General features: G+C 70.1%; 11 protein-coding genes. 6 read left to right on the top strand and 5 right to left on the bottom strand.

Annotation, left to right across the window (positions count from 1 at the left end; translation table 11 throughout):
* Nucleotides 1-10: 10 nt before the first annotated feature.
* Together M2351_RS22930 and M2351_RS22925 are read left to right on the top strand one after the other, a co-directional pair.
* Nucleotides 11-1,048, top strand: a complete 1,038-nt coding sequence (locus tag M2351_RS22930) for a chemotaxis protein CheB (RefSeq protein ID WP_264658369.1) — start codon at nucleotides 11-13, stop codon at nucleotides 1,046-1,048.
* Between the two features lie 30 nt (nucleotides 1,049-1,078).
* The gene (locus M2351_RS22925) at nucleotides 1,079-2,116 is read left to right on the top strand and encodes a chemotaxis protein CheB (RefSeq protein ID WP_264658368.1); all 1,038 of its coding nucleotides are present in this window, start codon (nucleotides 1,079-1,081) and stop codon (nucleotides 2,114-2,116) included.
* 107 nt (nucleotides 2,117-2,223) lie between these two features.
* Here M2351_RS22925 and M2351_RS22920 read toward each other — a convergent pair whose 3' ends face one another.
* Nucleotides 2,224-4,500, bottom strand: coding sequence for a CheR family methyltransferase (locus M2351_RS22920; protein ID WP_264658367.1), 2,277 nt, complete (start codon nucleotides 4,498-4,500; stop codon nucleotides 2,224-2,226).
* Between the two features lie 225 nt (nucleotides 4,501-4,725).
* Here M2351_RS22920 and M2351_RS22915 point away from each other — a divergent pair, with 225 nt between their 5' ends.
* The 3 genes from M2351_RS22915 to dps all read left to right on the top strand — a co-directional run bounded on the left by M2351_RS22915 (nucleotide 4,726) and on the right by dps (nucleotide 6,918).
* Entirely contained in the window at nucleotides 4,726-5,394 is a 669-nt protein-coding gene (locus tag M2351_RS22915) for a response regulator transcription factor (RefSeq protein ID WP_264658366.1), read from the top strand.
* 189 nt (nucleotides 5,395-5,583) lie between these two features.
* Nucleotides 5,584-6,420 carry an alpha/beta fold hydrolase gene (locus tag M2351_RS22910; RefSeq protein ID WP_264658365.1) on the top strand — a complete coding sequence of 279 codons (837 nt, stop codon included), beginning with the start codon at nucleotides 5,584-5,586 and terminating at the stop codon, nucleotides 6,418-6,420.
* Nucleotides 6,421-6,423: 3 nt separating this feature from the next.
* Nucleotides 6,424-6,918: a DNA starvation/stationary phase protection protein Dps gene (gene dps, locus M2351_RS22905; protein WP_264658364.1), complete on the top strand. Its 495-nt coding sequence runs from the start codon at nucleotides 6,424-6,426 to the stop codon at nucleotides 6,916-6,918.
* Between the two features lie 88 nt (nucleotides 6,919-7,006).
* Here the strand turns inward: dps and M2351_RS22900 are convergent, their stop codons facing one another.
* Nucleotides 7,007-7,966: a helix-turn-helix transcriptional regulator gene (locus M2351_RS22900; RefSeq protein WP_264658363.1), complete on the bottom strand. Its 960-nt coding sequence runs from the start codon at nucleotides 7,964-7,966 to the stop codon at nucleotides 7,007-7,009.
* 334 nt (nucleotides 7,967-8,300) lie between these two features.
* Here M2351_RS22900 and M2351_RS22895 point away from each other — a divergent pair, with 334 nt between their 5' ends.
* Nucleotides 8,301-9,905, top strand: coding sequence for a Na+/H+ antiporter (locus M2351_RS22895; RefSeq protein WP_264658362.1), 1,605 nt, complete (start codon nucleotides 8,301-8,303; stop codon nucleotides 9,903-9,905).
* 5 nt (nucleotides 9,906-9,910) lie between these two features.
* Here M2351_RS22895 and M2351_RS22890 read toward each other — a convergent pair whose 3' ends face one another.
* From M2351_RS22890 to M2351_RS22880, 3 genes are read right to left on the bottom strand one after another with little or no spacing between them, the layout of a single operon-like run.
* Nucleotides 9,911-10,552: a response regulator transcription factor gene (locus M2351_RS22890; protein ID WP_319801915.1), complete on the bottom strand. Its 642-nt coding sequence runs from the start codon at nucleotides 10,550-10,552 to the stop codon at nucleotides 9,911-9,913.
* A 5-nt stretch (nucleotides 10,553-10,557) separates the two neighbouring features.
* The gene (locus tag M2351_RS22885; RefSeq protein ID WP_264658360.1) at nucleotides 10,558-12,087 is read right to left on the bottom strand and encodes a response regulator; all 1,530 of its coding nucleotides are present in this window, start codon (nucleotides 12,085-12,087) and stop codon (nucleotides 10,558-10,560) included.
* Complete coding sequence (locus M2351_RS22880) at nucleotides 12,084-17,144, bottom strand: AAA family ATPase (RefSeq protein WP_264658359.1); 5,061 nt, start codon at nucleotides 17,142-17,144, stop codon at nucleotides 12,084-12,086. Before M2351_RS22880 ends, M2351_RS22885 begins: the two co-directional genes overlap by 4 nt.
* Nucleotides 17,145-17,447: the final 303 nt, after the last annotated feature.

Raw genomic sequence — 17,447 nt, 5'->3', positions numbered from 1 at the left:
AGGCTTACCTATGGAAACACGAAACATCCTGGCCCTGGGCGCGTCGGCCGGGGGCGTCACGGCCCTCCAGCGCTTGTTCTCCGCGATGCCTGCGGACACGACGGCAACCGTCTTCGTCGTCCAGCACATCGCACCGACCCGCAACAGCGTTCTGCCCCGGCTGCTGGAAAAGGCCGGCTGGCTGCCCGCCTTCCACCCGCAGGACGGGGAGGAGGTGCGGGAAGGCTGGATCCATGTGGCCCCGCCCGACCACCACCTGCTGGTCCGCGACGGCCGCCTGCTGGTGCGTCGCGGTGCCAAGGAGAACCGCACGCGCCCCGCCATCGACCCGCTGTTCCGGTCGCTGGCCGTGGAATACGGGCCGCGGGTGATCGGCGCGATCCTTTCCGGCACGCTCGACGACGGGGCGGCCGGGCTGCTGGCGGTGAAGCGCCGCGGCGGCATCGCCATCGTGCAGGACCCGACCAGCGCGGAATGGCCGGACATGCCGCGCAACGCCCGCGAGCACGTCGCCGTCGACCATTGCGTGACGCTGGAGGAGATGGCGCCGCTGCTGACGCGGCTTCTCGGGACGCCGGCCCCGCCCGCCCCCGCGGTGCCGGAGGAGATGGCGGTGGAGGCGCAAATCCCGGAGAAGGAGTTCAACACCGTCCCGGCGGACAGCGATCGGATCGGGACGCCGAGCGTGTTCAGCTGCCCGGACTGCGGCGGCAACCTGTACGAGGTGGAGGACGGGTCGCTGCTGCGCTACCGCTGCAAGGTCGGCCACGCCTATTCGCCCCAGGCCCTGGCGTCGGCCAACCACGACCTGTTGGAACGGGCGCTGTGGGTGGCGTTGCGCGCACACGAGGACCGGATGATCCTGTTCAAGCGGATGGCCGAAAAGGCGCGCAAGGGCGGCCACGACCTCGTGGCGGAGCGCTGGTCCGTTGCCGCGGCCGAGGTGCAGCGGAGCATCACGCTTCTGCGCGACGTGCTGTCCAGCCCGAACGCGGTGCTTGACGACGCGCCGCTCCCGCCCGCCGGAGAAAGCCTGCTTCCGGAGTGACCATAGCGGTTCCGCCGCTGTTGTAGCTCCATGAACTGTCGAGCGATCATCCCAGCGATCATCGTGGTCGGAGCGTCCGCCGGAGGGGTCGAGGCCCTGGAGGCGCTGGTCGCCCGGCTGCCGGCGGACCTTCCGGCCGCGGTGTGCGTCGTCATCCACATCGGGCGCCGGCGCAGCTTCGCCCCGCGAATCCTCGCCAAGGCCGGCTCGCTGCCGGCCGCGCACGCGGTGGACGGCGAAACGTTGCGCCCGGGCCGCATCTACGTGGCGCCGCCCGACCACCACCTGCTGGTGGAGCCCGACCGGCTGCGCCTGTCCCACGGCCCCCGGGAGAACTCCACCCGGCCGGCGATCGATCCGCTGTTCCGCTCGGCCGCGCAGGCCTATGGGCCGCAGGTGTTCGGGGTGATCCTGTCCGGCGCCATGAACGACGGGACCGCCGGTTTCAGCGCGATCAAGCGCCTGGGCGGCACCACCTTGGTGCAGGACCCCGCGGACGCCATGTTCCCCGGCATGCCGCGGAGCGCGCTGTCCAACACCACCGTCGACCATTGCGCCCCGGCCTCGGCGCTCGGCTCCCTGCTCACCCGGCTGGTGCGGGCGACGGATGAAACCCCGAACCCGTCCGAATCCTTCGACGATGAGGAAGCCACGATGGAGGGACATTACAGCCTGAATCCGCCGGTTTCGCTGACCTGCCCGGAATGCGGCGGGTCGTTGCGCGAAACCAGGGTGGACTCGATGCCCGTCTTCACCTGCCACATCGGCCACCGCTACGGCCCGGAGAACATGGACCAGGCGCAGGTGCGCGAGATCGAGCGCGCCTTCGAGATCGCCCTGCGCATGCTGAACGAACGGGCGACGCTGAGCCAACGCCTGGCGGAGACGGCGCGGCAAAAAGGACAGGCCCTGTCCGCTCAGCGCTGGGAAACCGCCAGCCGCGACGTGCTGGACCAGGCGGAACTGCTGATGAAGTTCCTCAGCCAGGGCTGGCGGGCGCCATCATCCGACGGCGGCGGCGGGAACGGCGAGGATGATGGGGGCGGCGGGAACGGCGCCGGGGCGTGAGGCGCGCCAAATCTCCCTCTCCCCTCTGCTCACGCGCAAACGGAGTTTGCGCTGACGCGACAGGCGGACCTTTGGTCCGCCGAAAGCGGGGAGAGGGAATGGGGGCCTCACTCCGCCATGTCCGCTTCGTCGCCGTTGGCGCCGACGCGCTGGCGTTCGGTGGTGTCGTGCACGATGGCCAGCAGAATGGGCGGCTCTTCGCTGTTGAACAGCTGGAGGCACACCTCCACCGGGTAGGTCCCCCGCTTGCGGCCCTCCATCCGGGATTCGAACACGATCTCCTGCTTCTCGCCGGACCGCAGCGGTGCGACCAACGCGTGGAACCGCTCCTCCGTGACCTCCGGCATCAGGTCGAACACGGTGAACTGCTTCAGCTGCTCCAGCGAATAGCCGAGTTTGGTCTCGGCGCCGCGGTTGACCAGCTGGAAGCGGAAGGTCGCGGCGTCCAGGAAATACACCTCGTTCAGCGATTCGCCGATCACGCGGCCCAGGTAGCCGGCAAAGGTCTCGGCCCGCGACTGTTCGGTGATGTCCTCAATGATGAGGACGGCGCCGCGCGTCTCCCGCGATTCGTACAGCAGCGGGGACAGCCGCACGCGGCAGGTGACCGTCCGGCCGCGGCGGTCCAGCGCGTCGAGCACCGCGGGCTGCTGCGGAATCTCCTTCTCCAGGATGCGCTCCAGGTCGGCGCGCAGCCGCTGCACGGGCAGGCCGATGTCGAGGCCGAGGAACTCCTCCCCCATCACCTCCTCGCTGCGCAGGCCCCACATGTTCTCGCTCCAGCGATTCCAGGAGCGCACGCGCAGTTCCTCGTCGAGGACGATGATCCCCACATCCATGCTGCGCAGGATGGATTCGGAATAGCGCCGGTATTCGCCGGACTCCTCGCCCTGGCGGCGCAGCTCCTCGTTGGCGACCTCCAACTCCTCGTTGGCGGAGCGCAGCTCCTCGTTCATCGTCTCCAGCTCCTCGTTGGTGGACTGGAGTTCCTCGTTGGTGGTCTCAAGCTCCTCGTTGGTGCTTTGCAGTTCCTCGTTGGTGGTTTCCAGCTCCTCGTTGGAGGACTGGAGTTCCTCGATGGTCGTCTCCAAGCTTTCCTGCGCCGCCTCCAGCTCCTTCTGGAGCATGTGGACGCGCGTGGTGTCGGCGAAGCTGAGCAGCGTGACCAGGGGCTTTCCGTCCGCGCCGTAGAGCAGGGAGACATCGATCGTCAGCCGGATCGGGTCACCCGGCGGGCGGGCGTATTCCTGGTGTTCGATGCGGACCGGGCGGCCGGTGGTCTGCACCTCCTCGATGCGGGAGCGCAGCTCCGCCGGGCGGTAGGAGATCGCCATGTCCTGGAACGGGCGGCCGATGTCCACCTCGGCCACGTCGAGCAGCCGGCGCGCCATGGCGTTGGCGAACACCAGCGTTCCGTCGCCGCTCACCGCCAGATAGGCGGACGGGCTGTTGTCGACGATGCTTTCCAGAAGGCGGGTCTGGAAGTTCTGCCGGTTGTTGGGAAGATCCGGCGAGATCGTCAGGCTGCCGCCCAGGCTGCGCCGCCATTCCTGCGGCACCATGCGGAAGATGCGGCTCTTCAGGTCGACCGGCTCGAACATCTTGGAGCGGGCGAGCTGCGTCTCCGCCTTGCCCAGGAACAGGACGCCGTTGTTGGCCAACGCGTAGTGCAGGCGCGGCAGGACGATGTTCTGCGTCTCGCTTTCCAGGTAGATCAGCAGGTTGCGGCAGACCAGCAGGTTGATGCGCGAGATCGGGACGTCGGTCACGATGTTGTGCCGCCCGAAGATCACGCATTTGCGCAGCTCGCGCTGGAACACATAGTGGTTGTTGGTGCGTTCGAAATACTTTTCCAGCAGGTGCGGCGGCACGCTTTCCACGTCGCGCGGCGTGTACATGGCGTGCCGGGCGATGTTCAGCGCGGCTTGGTCCAGGTCGGTGGCGTAGATCTTGACCCGGTTGCAGAAGGATTCGCCGCCCAGCGCTTCCGCGAACAGCATGGCGAGCGAATAGGGCTCCTCACCCGACGCGCAGCCGGCGCTCCAGATGCGGATGGGGCCGTGGTCGCCCAGGCTCGCGACAAGTTGCGGGACCACGTCGTTCTTCAGCACCTCCCACGCCTCGGCGTCGCGGAAGAAGGACGTGACGTTGATCAGGACCATGTTCAGCATTTCCACGAACTCCTGGGGGTGGGCTTCCAGGAGTTCGTGATAGGTCCCGTAGTCGTTGCAGCCGACGTCCTCCATCCGGCGGCGGATGCGGCGCTGCAGGCTGGTCCGCTTGTAGCCCCGGAAGTCGAACCCGCGGTTTTCCTGGATGTAGCGGATCAGGTCCTCGAACTCCGGGTCGGGCGGCTCTTTCTTCGCGGGCTCTTTGCTGGACATTCTCGGGCCGGTCAACCTAGGGAAGTGTCAGCATACCGGCACGGTCGCCGCACCCACAACCCGGCATCGGGCATACGTCCGGAGCGGCCTGCGGACCGGGCGGAGCAAGATTCGACAAAAGACTCAACCACGGGCAAGACCCGCCGTTGCGCACGTGAAACCATGCGCCCGACGCCGAAACGGCACCGTTTCGTTTGCAGCAGAAGGGGCGCACGGATGTGCGGAATGGCGGTCAGTGACCGGTTCGACGACGACGGGACGCCGATGGTCCTGGTCCTGGACGACGATGCGGCGGTGCGCGGCGCGCTCGACAGCCTGTTCCGCTCGGTCGGGTACGCCGCGGCCACCTTCGGCGCGCCGGACGAGCTGATGGCCTTCGACCTGCCGATGGTGCCCTGCTGCCTCGTCCTCGACATCCGGCTGAAGGAGGCCAACGGGCTCGACGTCCAGGCGCGGCTGGCCGATTCCGACGTCCCGATCCCGGTGGTCCTGATGACCGGACACGGGGACATCCCCATGGCCGTCTCCGGCATGAAGGCGGGGGCGATCGATTTCCTGGTCAAGCCCTTCCGCGAGCACGACATGCTGGCGGCCGTCAACGCCGCCGTCGCCGCCGACCGTCACCGCCGCCGCAAGGAGAATCAGCGGGAGCATCTGCGCTCCGCCTTCCGGACGCTGACCGCGCGGGAGCGGGAGGTGATGGGCTTCGTCACCGCCGGCCTGATGAACAAGCAGATCGCCGGCCACATGAACCTCAGCGAGATCACGGTGAAGATCCACCGCGGCAACATGATGCGGAAGATGGGCGCGCAGACCCTGCCCGACCTGGTCCGCATGGCGGAGGCGCTGTCCGTGCGTCCCGAGCCCGTCCTGCGGCAGGCCGCCTGCGCCTGACGGTCTCTTTTGCCAGACGGCCTTTTGTTCGAACGTCCTCTTTGGGGACGCCTTTCCGGCCGCATGCCACCCCGCCGCCCCGAAATGCGCAGAAACGGCAAAAATCGTTCCGAAGAAGCAATAGGCGCAGCACCCCCATCCCTACCATCGGCCGTCCGATCACAAGAACACGACCGAAGGAACGAACCCATGCTCCAGGGCAGCCACGTCACCACGGGGGACGGCGTCCAGATCTACGTCAAGCAATGGGGCCCGCAGACCGGCCAGCCGGTCGTCTTCAGCCACGGCTGGCCGCTCAGCGGCGACGCCTTCGAAGACCAGATGCTGTTCCTGGCCCAGCACGGCTACCGCGTGATCGCGCACGACCGCCGCGGCCACGGCCGGTCCTCGCAGCCGGGCTTCGGCAACGACATGGACCATTACGCCGACGACCTGGCGGCCGTCACCGCGGCGCTGGACCTGAAGGGTGCCGTCCATGTCGGCCATTCCACCGGCGGCGGCGAGGTCGCCCACTACATCGGCCGCCATGGCGTGTCGCGCGTGTCGAAGGCCGTGCTGATCAGCGCCGTCACGCCGATCATGGTGCGCACCGCCTGGAACCCGGAAGGTGTGCCGCCCGACGTGTTCGACGGCATCCGCGCCGGGGTGAAGACCGACCGCGCCCAGTATTTCAAGGACTTCGCCCCGGCCTTCTACGGCTACAACCGCCCCGGCGCCAAGGCCTCGCAGGGGGTGCTGGACGGCTTCTGGGCGCAGGGCATGCAGGGCGGCCTTCTGGCCCAGTACGAGTGCATCAAGGCCTTCTCCGAAACCGACCTGCGCGACGATCTGAAGAAGATGATCGTCCCGACGCTGGTGCTGCACGGCGACGACGACCAGATCGTCCCGCTGGCGACCACCGGCAAGGTGGCCGTGTCCCTGCTGCCCAAGGGCACGCTGACCATCGTTCCGGGCGCCCCGCACGGGCTGTGCACCACGCACAAGGACGTGGTGAACGAGGCGCTGCTCACCTTCCTGAAAGGCTAAGCCATGACCTACACCTCCCGTCTCGACCTCGGCGCCTCGGTCCGCAAGCAGGCCGCCACCCTCCTCCAGGCGCGCCTGTCCGACGCGCTCGACCTAGAGGCGCAGACCAAGCAGGCGCACTGGAACGTGAAGGGGCCGCACTTCATGCAGCTCCACGAGCTGTTCGACAGCGTCCATTCCGAGGTGGAGGGCTTCGTCGACCTGATCGCGGAGCGGATCACCGCGCTGGGGCACGTCGCAGACGGCCGGGCGCAGACCACCGCCGCCCGCTCCTCCCTCTATGAATACCCGCTCCAGGCGGTGGCCGGCACCGACCACTTGAAGGCGCTGTCGGGCGCGCTCGCCCAGTTCGGGGCGCTGGTGCGCAAGGACATCGACGCGGCCACGGCCGCGGGCGACGCGGACACCGCCGACCTCTTCACCCAGATCTCCCGCGAGACCGACAAGCAGCTGTGGTTCCTGGAGGCCCATCTGGTCACGAGCGACAGCGCCGGCTGATTCCTCCCGGCTCGGCGCGTTGCAAGGCCCGGTCCCCGGTTTTCGCCGGGGGCCGGGCCTTTTTGTATCGGAAACCGGGGCGCCGGGATCAGGCGACCGCCCGTTCGTCCGCCAAGCCAGGCGCCGGGTCGGGGAGCGGGCTGATCGCGCCGGCCACGTTGCGCTGCCGCCAGACGCCGGGCGGGACGCCGGCCAGGCGGGTGAAGGTGCGCGTGAAGTGGCTCTGGTCGGCGAAGCCGCAGGACAGTGCGATCTCGGCCAGCGTGCGCGCGCGGTCCTCCATCAGGGACTTGGCGTGCTCGACCCGGCGCTGCAGCAGCCACTGGTGCGGGGTGGTGTTGGTGGTCCGCCGGAAGGCGCGGACGAAATGGCCGATCGACAGCCGGCATTCGGCCGCCAAGTCGGCCAGCCGGATTTCCCCGTCCAGGCGGGCGGCGATCATCTCCTTGACCCGGCGTTCCTGCCAGGAGGCCAGGGTCCCGGCGGTCCTGGACGACACCAGCCGGCCATAGGTGGCGACGATGTGCGTCGCCAGCGCGCAGCTGACATGGTCGAGGAACAGCAGGCTGATGCGTTCCGGCGCGGCGAGCGCCGGCAGCATGGCCGCCGCCATGGCGGCGATGGTGCCATCGTCGACGCTGCCGCTCGGCTCGATGTCCAGATCCTCCAGCTGGTCCCGCCGGCTGTCCGGGAAGATCGTCTCCAGCACGACGCGCGGCAGGTGGAAGGTCATCGTGTCGAAGGCGGTGTGCATCTCGCAGTCGATGCGGCGGCGGTAGTCGTGGATGCTCGTCAGTCCGGCGATGTTCCGCGGCTTGCTCACCAGCTTCCCGTCCACTTGGATGTCGGAGCGGAAGTGCGTCAGGTGATGGCTGACCAGAAAGGCGTCCTCGATCTCCGGACGGTCGTACGGCCCGAGGCCGTCGGTGTCGCAGCGGACCCGGGCGATCCCCACCATGCCCCGCCCGATCTGGCGGACCAGGACCCTCGGCCGGTTGGCGACCGGGATGAAGCGAAGGTCGAGATTGCTGCGAGCGGCCGTGGCCATGGTTGTCCCCCGTTGCGTCGCCCTGAGATCAGCTTGGGATCAGGCTGTCCGAACTCCCCACGCGTCGCCGCCCTGGCCATGACGGCGGGCTGCGTTCTTTTGACGCAGGGTAATCGGGGCGCGGGGCGTTGCGCCATTGAGCGCAGATCGCTTTTCCCCCCGACTAGGTCGAGCGGACCTAGACCTTGGTATAATCGGGACTCTCGGCACAACCGGGCGTCCGGTTCCGGATCCGAACGGACAAGCCGGGCCGACATTGGACAAGACCGCCGGGACCCCCGCCGCCAGATTGCCCGTTTCCATCCGCAGCTTTTCCTGGAAACGGTCGTCCCGCATGTCGCCTTCCGGTCAGTTCGAACTCGTGCTTGGGTTGATGGCGGCGGTGGTGGTCCTGGAGTTGGCGGCGCACCGGCTGCGCCTGCCGCCGTCGGCGGTGCTGGTGGTCGGCGGCATCGCGCTGGCCCTGGTGCCGGGCCTGCCGGACATCACGCCCGACCCCGACCTGACGCTTCTGCTGTTCCTGCCGCCGCTGCTGTTCGCCAGCGCCTACTTCACGGTGTGGAGCGACTTCCGCGCCAACCTGCGCATCATCCTGCAACTGGCCGTGGGGGCGGTCGCCTTCACCACGCTCGCCGTCGGGCTGGTCGCCCATCTGGTGATGCCGTCGCTGCCCTGGGCGGCCTGCTTCGCGTTGGGCGCCATCCTGTCGCCGCCCGACGCGGTGGCGGCCAAGGCGGTGCTGAAGGGCCTGCCGCTGCCGTCCCGGCTGGTCACCCTGCTGGAAGGCGAAAGCCTGGTGAACGACGCGACCGGGATCGTCCTGTTCCGGCTCGCCGTCACCGCCGGGCTGACGGGCAGCTTCGAGGCCGGTCCGGCCGTGGCGGAGTTCCTGCGGCTGTCGATCGGCGGCGTGGTGGCCGGGGTCCTGTTCGGCCAGGGGGCCGCGATGCTGCTCGGCCGCCTGCGCGACGTGTCGCTCAGCATCGTCGGCACCTTCCTGGCCGCCTGGGGATCCTACATGGCGGGGGAGGCGCTGGGGGTGTCCGGGGTGCTCGCCACCGTCGGGGCCGGCATCGTGATGGGCTGGCGCCAGCACGCGCTGTTCTCCGCCCTGGTGCGGACCCACGCGCACGCGGTGTGGAACCTGGTGGTCTTCCTCCTGGAATCGCTGGTCTTCATCATCATCGGGCTGTCGCTGCGCGGCGTGCTGGCGCGGATGGCCGAGGGCGGGGTGTCCCTGACAAGCCTGCTGCCGGGGATCGCCGCGATCGCCGCGACGATGATCCTGGCGCGCTTCGCCTGGATTTTTCCGTCGACCTACATCCCTCGCTTCCTGCTGCCCAGCCTGCGGCGTCGGGACCCCTACCCGTCCGTCGCGGTGCCGGTGATCATGAGCTGGGCCGGCATGCGCGGCGTGGTCAGCCTGGCCGTGGCACTGTCGATCCCGGAGGCGTTCCCGGGGCGCGACGTCATCCTGGTGACCACCTGGGCGGTGATCCTCGTCTCCATCCTCGTGCAGGGGACGACGCTCGCCCCGTTGGTCCGGGCGATGCGGCTCGGCGGCTTCGCGCTGGAACGGCGCCCCACCCTGTCGGAGCCGGAGGCCCGCGTCCGCATGGCGCAAGCGGCGCTGGAGGCCATGCGCAAGCGCTCCCGCACGCCGGACGGCGGGGAGCGTCACCCGCGCCTGGTCGAGCAGTACGGTCGCCGGGCGGAGATGGCGGTGCGCTTCAAGGACAGCAACGGAAGCCTCGCGGACGACCGGCGCGAGCATTTCGCGGCCGTGCTGGCGGCCAACCGCGCCGCCCGCGCGGAGATCCTGAAGCTGCACCGCAGCGGCCGCATCCACGATTCCGTGCTCCACCAGTTGGAAGCGGAACTGGATTTGGAAGACCTGACCGCCGAGCGCGTCCTGTCGGAAACCGAAGACGGCGCCTGAAGGCGCTACGACCCCTCGGCCTGCGGGACCAGCGTGTCGACGATGCGGACGAGGTCCACGACCGACCGCGCCTCCATTTTGCGCATGGCCTGCCCGCGGTGCAGCTTCACCGTCGCCTCGCTGAGGCCGAGGTCGCCGGCGATCTGCTTGTTGCGCAGGCCGGACACAACCATCAGCGTGATCTCGCGCTCGCGCGCCGTCAGCGTGTCGAAGCGGGCGCGGTGCAGGACCAGAGTGCGTTCCTGGTCGCGCCGCGCGCGGTGCCGGGCGATGGCCGCCTGGATGGAATCCAGCAGCTCCTGGTGATGGACCGGCTTGGTCAGGAACTCGAAGGCGCCCAGCTTCATGGCGCGGACCGACATCGGCACATCGGCGTGGCCGCTGATGAAGATCACCGGCAGGCTGTTCCCGGACTTGGCGAGTTCAGCCTGGAAGTCCATGCCGCTGCGTCCGGGCAGGCGGACGTCCAGCACCATGCAGCCGACGTCGATGGACGGCCGGCCGTCCACATACTGCTGCACCGACGCGAAGCTCTCCACCCGGAGCCCCACGGAATCGAGCAGCCCTTCCAGCGCTTCCCGGACCGCCTCGTCGTCGTCGATGATCACGACGGTCGCGGCGGCGCTGGCGGTGCAATCGGCCTTCATCCCCATCAGTCCCCCCCGGCCCCTTGCGACGACACCGGCAGCACGACCTCGAACACGCTGCCGCAGGGCGTGCCGGGCGCCGCGGTCAGCTGCCCGCCGTGCAATTCGACGATCGACCGGCTGATCGACAGGCCCATGCCCAAACCGTCGGGCTTCGTGGTGTACAGCGCCTTGAACAGGACGTCGACGTCCGGTTCCGCAATCCCGACGCCGCTGTCCTCGACGCGCACGCGGATGCGGCCGCCCTCGGCGCTGGTGGTGATGCGCAGCCGGCGGACGGCCACCGCCGGCGCGTCCATCGCCTCGATGGCATTGGTCACCAGATTCAGCATCAGCTGCTGGAGCTGCACCCGGTCGCCGTGCACCCAGGGCGGCCCGCGCAGCAGGTCGGTTTCCACCGCGACCCGCGCGCGCCGCAGCTCCGCCCGCACCAGCGCCAGCGTGTCGGCGATCAGCGCGCTCATGTCCACCCAGCCGGGGTCGGCCGGGGTCCGGCGGGCCAGCGCGCGGATGCTGCGCACCACGTCGCCCGCCCGCTGGGCGTCGCGCACGATGCGCTCCACCACGGCGCGGGCCTTGGACAGGTCAGGATCCGCCTTCGACAGGTGCTGCAGGCAGGTGCCGGCGTTGGTGACGATGGCCATCAGCGGCTGGTTGACCTCGTGCGCGATCGCCGCGGCCAGTTCCCCCATCATGGTCAGGCGGCCGATCTGGGCGAGGTCGGCCTGCGCCTTGCGCAGTGCCTCGGCGATCTGCCGGCGCAGCGTCAGGTCGCTGAACACCAGGATGGCCCCGGCCACGGCGCCCCGGTCGTCGATGATGGCGGAGCAGCGCTCCTCCACCATGATGCCGGGCACCGGAACGTTGGCCGCCGCGCAGCGCGGCAGCAGCTTCGACAGCCGTTCCGGCGGCGCCAGGTCGCGGCTGCGCAGGACCAGCGCGGCGAAATCCTCCAGCGGCTCCTGCGTTTCCTCATCGACGACGGTGAAGACCGCGGACAGCGGGCGTCCCACCGCCTCCGCGGCGGTCCAGCCCGTCATGGTCTCGGCCACGCGGTTCATGAAGTCGACCCGGCCCCGGCCGTCGCACAGGATGACGCCGTCGCGGATGCTGGCCAGCGTGGCGGCGTAGCGCCGTTCGCCCAGGCGCAGCTTGGCGTCGCTGGCGTGCTTGTACAGCGCCATCTGGATGACGGTGCGCATCTGCGGCTCTTCGAACGGCTTCAGCAGATAGCCGAAGGGCTCCGTCATGCTGGCGCGCTGCACGGTTTCGTCGTTGGCGTAGGCGGTCAGGAAGACGACCGGGATCTGGTGGACGTCGCGGATGCGCCGCGCGGCCTCGATCCCGTCCATCTCCCCTTCCAGCCGGATGTCCATCAGCACGAGGTCGGGCTGGTGGCGGTTGGCGAGCTGGATCGCGTCCTCGCCGCTGGCCGAGGTGCCGACCACCACATGGCCCATGCGGGCGAGCTGTTCCCGAATATCACGCGCGACGACGCGGTCGTCTTCAACGATGAGGATGCGGGCCGCGATCATTCATGTCCCCGGTTGCGTCCCTTCAAAGGAAAGGTGACCATGAATTCGGTGCCTGTGCTGGAGCTGTATTGTAGGGTTCCGTGCAATTGGCTGGTCAAATCATCAACAAGTTGCAGTCCGATGGTGTCCAGACTATCGGGATCATGTTCATCCGGCAAGCCCACGCCGTCGTCCCGAACGGAGAGGCGGCCATTCTCCCCATCCGCGGCAAGGGAAACGTGCAAGACCCCGCTCCGGCCCGCCGGAAAGGCGTGCTTCAGCGCGTTGGAGACCAACTCGTTCACAATCAGGCCGCAGGGCACCGCGCGATCGAGGTCGAGCTTCAGGTCGTCCAGCGCGGTCTCCAGCCGGACGGCGCCGCCGTGGGAGGCGTAGGCGCGCAGCAGGTGGGCGCACACCGATTCCAGGTGGGCCCGCATCGGCACCCGCGCGAAGTTGCCGATCCGGTACAGGTTCTCGTGCACCAGCGCCATGGAGCGGACCCGGTCGCGGCTGTCGGCGAACAGGGCGGCCACCGCCTTGTCCTCGATCCGGTTGGCCTGGAGGTTGAGGAGGCTGGTCACCAGCTGGAGGTTGTTCTTGACCCGGTGGTGGACCTCCTTCAGCAGCGCCTCCTTCTCCTCCAGCGTCGCGTTCTCCAGCGAGGTCGCGGCCTGCGCGCCCAACAGGGTCAGCACGTTGACCCGCTTGGGCGTGAAGGCGTGCGTCGCCAGCGCGTTCTCCAGGTGCAGCAGCCCGACGACCCGCCCCTGGCGGACCAGCGGCATGCACAGGATGGACCGCGCCGCGGTGTCGAGGACGTAGGGATCGGCCGAGAAGGGGCCGGTCGCCCGGGTGTCGTCGACGATCACCGTTTCCTGGTCGCGGATGGCGCCGTGGATCATCGCGTGCGGCAGCGGGACGCGCTCCACATCCTCCTGGACGAGGCGGACGGACACGCCGTCGGGGCCGGTCGCCGCCTCCGCTTCCACCCGCAGCCGCTCGCCGCGCGCGAGGATCAGCAGCCCGCGGCTGGCCCCGGCATGCTCCAGCACCAGGGTTAGCAGCGTGGCGGTCAGCTGCTCGACGCTCGCCTGGTCGGAGACGGCCCGCAGGGTGTCCAGCAGAGTCGCCAGGTCCATGCCGTCGAAGCCGCTGGGCGGTCCCGCCGCGGCCGCGTCGCCCCGCTCGCCCAGCAAGGCCGGGTAGCGCTGGTCGAGTTGCCGGACCTTGGCCGTCGCCCCCCAACGGGCGTAGCAGGCCCGCGCTTCCCGGATGCAGGCGAGTTCCAGCGTCGGCACGCCCAACCGGCGGTAGAAGGCGGCGGCGCGTTCCTGGGCCAACGCTTCCACATGCGTCAGGGCGGTGCGCTGGGCGGCCTGCACCGCCCGGTCGTAGCCGCGCATCGCGTCCTCGGTCCGGCCCTCGACCCGCGCCGCCTCCGCCTCCACCAGCAGATGGCGGGCCTCGAAGCTGTCGGGGCTGTGGCCCGCCCAGGCGCGCAGCTGGTCCCGGTGCCGGGCGAGCGCCGCGGCGTGGCGGGCCCGCTCTGCGTCCTCCCCCTCTCCCTCTGCCTTTCCCGGTGGCCCGTCCATGACGCCCGCCCGCGCCAGCGCCGCGTGGAACTGGTATGAGGCCATCTCCAGATGGCCGGAGGTGGTCCACAGCAGCCCTTCGGCGCGCTCCGCCGCCTCGACCGCGCCAGCCATGTCGCCGGCGACGCAGCGGAGCTGGAGCGTGCGGATCCAGTGCCAGCAGGTGGCGATGTCCAGGCTGGGGTTGGCGAGCAGCCGCGCCTCGAACGCGGCGTTGTCGAAGCCCGGCCCGTCGAAGGTGCCCAGCCCGTCGGTCAGCCCGCGCAGCGCCCGCACCATTTGGAGCTGGGTGGTCAGGATGTCGGCGCACAGCCCGAACTTGACCTGCCGGACATAGGCCATCCGCGCCTCCGCCGTGCGCTGGACGGTGGCCAGCGGGTCGCCGGCCGCGATCATGCTGGTGACCAGCGTGACGCTGGTGAAGCCGCCGTACGTGACGTCGCCGGCCTCCCGCGCCTCCTCGAAGGCGCGCAGCAGCAGCGGCCGCTCGCTGCGCACGTCGCGCGTCCAGGGCACCACGTGGTAGGCGAAGGTCATCAGCACCCGCGCGCGGTAGCGGGTCCGGCCGTGGCGCTCCGCCAAGTCGTAGCCGAGCCGCCCGAAGTCGTAGCCGGCGGCGTAGTCGCCGAAATAGGGGCCGGCGACCATCCCGAGATAGGCGAAGCCGAGGGCGGAGGCGTCGCCGGCGCCGTGCTGCAGGGACAGGTTCGCCATGCGGCACAGGATCAGGCAGACCAGGTTGCGGTCGCTGAAGAAGGCCGGCGGCAGGGCGGCGGCCAGCACGTCCAGCGTCGCCCGGCGGTCCGGGTCCTCGATCCCGGGAAGCCCGGCCAGCGACGCGATGGGCCGGTCGCCGATGGCCGCCCGCAGCCGCGCGTATTCCCGGTGGGCGAGGTCCGCGGGCGGGTGGGCCGGCCAGTCGATCCCGCCATCCCGGAGATAGGAGAGGCAGCTGTCGATCGCCCGGTCGCTGCGGTCGATGGCGGTGTAGAGGGTCACCAGGAGTGCCGCGATGGCGGCGCGGTCCGGCGCCCCCTCCGCCCGCCCGACGAGGTCGAGCAGGCGCTGTTCGGCCGCCTGCAGGTCGCCGCCCAGGAATTCGCACTCCGCGCGCAGCAGCTCCAGCGCGAAGCTCAGGCGGTGCTGCCGCTCCCAGCGCTGTTCGTCGAGCAGGGACAGGCCACCCAGCACGTAGGCCAGGGCGGAGCCGTGGGCGCTGGCGGCCTTCGCCCGGCGGCCGGCGGCCAGATAGAGCGCCGCGACCTCCGCCCGCTCCCCGTCCTCCTGCACCAACGGGAGGCAGCGGTCGTACTGGCCGACCAGCTCGAACAGCCGTTCCCCGGAAAGGTCGTCGCCGAAGCCGCGGCTGAGCGCGCGCGCGATGTCGCGGTGCAGCGCGCCCCGCTCCTCCTCCGGGACCAGGGCGTAGGCGCCCTCCTGCACCCGGTCGTGGAGGAAGCGGTAGCCATCCTCCGTCCGCAGCAGCAGCCCTTCGGCCACGACCACGTCCAGGGACCGCTCGACCTCGGCCTCCGCCACGCCGCTGGCGGTGGCCAACGTCGACAGCCGGACCGCGGCGCCGAGCGCCGCGAAGCGGGCCAGCAGGGTCCGCGCCAACTCCGGAAAGCGGCCGAGCCGTTCGGTCATCAGCGTGGCGATGCTGTCGCCCGTCCGCGCCGCCTCGACCATCGCCATGTCCCAGCGCCAGCGCCGGTCGGCGCGGTCGAACCGCAGGCGGCCGGAGCGCTCCAGCGCGATCAGCAGCTGCACGGCGAAGAAGGCGTTGCCGCCCGTCCGGCCGTGCAGCAGGCCGGCCAGGTCCGCCACCTCCTCCGGCCGGCGATCCAGGCTGTCGGCGATCATCCGCCGCAGGTCGGCGGGGGAGAGCGGCGCCAGTGTGATCTCCTCGCGGTCGAGGTCCGGCCCGGCCGCCCGCACCCGGTCGATCAGCGTTTCCAGCGGGTGGCCGGGGCCGACCTCGTCGCTGCGGTAGGCGCCAACCAGCAGCAGATGGCCGAGCCCGCCGTCGACCAGCAGCCGGTCCAGCAGGTCGAGCGTGGCGCGGTCGAGCCATTGCAGGTCGTCCAGGAACAGCACGAGCGGGTGTTCGGGCCGGGCGAAGACCTGCAGGACGCGGCGGAACAGCCGGTCGAAGCGGTGCTGCGCCTCCTGCGGCGGCAGGTCGGCAACCGCCGGCTGGTCCCCGATCAGCAGCGCGAGGTTCGGGGCCAGCACCGTCATCAGCGCGCCGTTGCCGCCGACCGCCTCGCGCAGCGCACGGCGCCAGTGGTCGCGGTGCGGGGCCGGCTGTTCCAGGATGCGGTCGACCAGCGTCCGGAAGGCCTCGGACAGGCTGGCGTAGGGAAGGTCGCGCCGGCTCTGGTCGAATTTGCCGGCGACGAACAGCCCGCGCGGCGGCACGACCTGCCCGCGCAGGGCGTGGACGACGGAGGACTTCCCGATGCCCGACCGGCCAGCGATCAGGACGACGCCCATACGCCCCCGCTCGGCGACGCGGTCGAAGGCCGCCCGGAGCGTGGCGACCGGCTGCTCCCGCCCGTACAGGGTCGAAGGGGGGCAGAGGCCTTCCGGCAGGTCGCGCCGGCCGACCGGGAAGCGAGGGATCGTCCCGTGCGCCTCCCACGACCACAGCGCGCCGGTGAGGTCGCGGATGAGGCCTTCCGCGGTCTGGTAACGGTCCTCCGCCGTCTTGGCGAGCAGCCGCAGCAGAATGTCGGAGAGGAGCGGCGGCAGGTCGGGACGCTGGATTTCCGGCGGAATGGGGGGACGCGCAAGATGCGCGTGGATCCATTCCATCGGTTCGCGCGCGTTGAAGGGCAGCGCCCCGGTGAACAGCTCGTACAGCGTGACGCCGAGCGCGTAGAGGTCGCTGCGCCGGTCGACCGGCCGGTTCATCCGCCCGGTCTGCTCCGGCGCCATGTAGGCGATCTGGCCGGGGAATTCCGCCCCAGGACCGCCCGATGGCCCGGAACCGCCGGACGCTCCACTCGGCGGCACGGCGGAAAGCGCGCAGGCCCGGCCGAAGCCGGTCAGCCGCACGGTCCGGTCGTCCCCGACCATCAGGTTGAACGGCCGCAGGTCCCGGTGCAGCAGCCCGCGCCGGTGCAACTGCCCGACCGCCTCGGCGGCGCGCAGCGCGATGGTCAGCCTCTGGCCGAGCGGCATCGGCGCGGTCGCCAGCGCCGACAGCGGCTGCCCGCCCGGATCAGCCAGGGTGAGGGCTTCCACCATCCGGTGCGGCGCATCGCCGGGACGGCCGAGGTCGAGCGGCTTCACCGCCCAGGCGGGGTCGAGCGCGTCGGCGAGTGCGTGTTCCCTGCGCAGCCGCGACAGCGTGTCCGCCGCCCGGCCGTCCGGGTCCGCCATCCTGACCAGGAAGGGAAAGGGCTGGCCGGGCCTGGGCACCCGAACCAGCCAGGTCTCGCCATCACTCCCCAGAACCTCGTCACCGGGACCCACCATCCCCGGCCGATCCACGCTCACACCCATGCACCGGCCTTTCCCACGCACACCGCCTCGTTGCCCTGCTGTCCACGGATGCTCCGGCATCCCACGGACGGATATGGTAGCGCCATTCCGGACCGCGAGAGGGAATCTCCGCTGGGAAGCCACTCGTCCAATTTCCAAAAGCTCATGCCGGCGGCACCCGGGCGGGTTGAAGACGACGCGCACCAATGCCCCGCTCGACGTCAAAGCCAATGCAGAAAAACAAGGACGTCACGTCGCCCCACGACCAAGAGCATAGACAAATTTTGAATTCGTCGC

Origin of the sequence: Azospirillum canadense (assembly GCF_025961225.1) — a bacterium.
Classification (GTDB): Bacteria; Pseudomonadota; Alphaproteobacteria; order Azospirillales; family Azospirillaceae; genus Azospirillum; species Azospirillum canadense.
The sequence above is the reverse complement of the archived record's forward strand: the minus strand, read 5'-3'. Positions and strand labels throughout refer to the sequence as shown.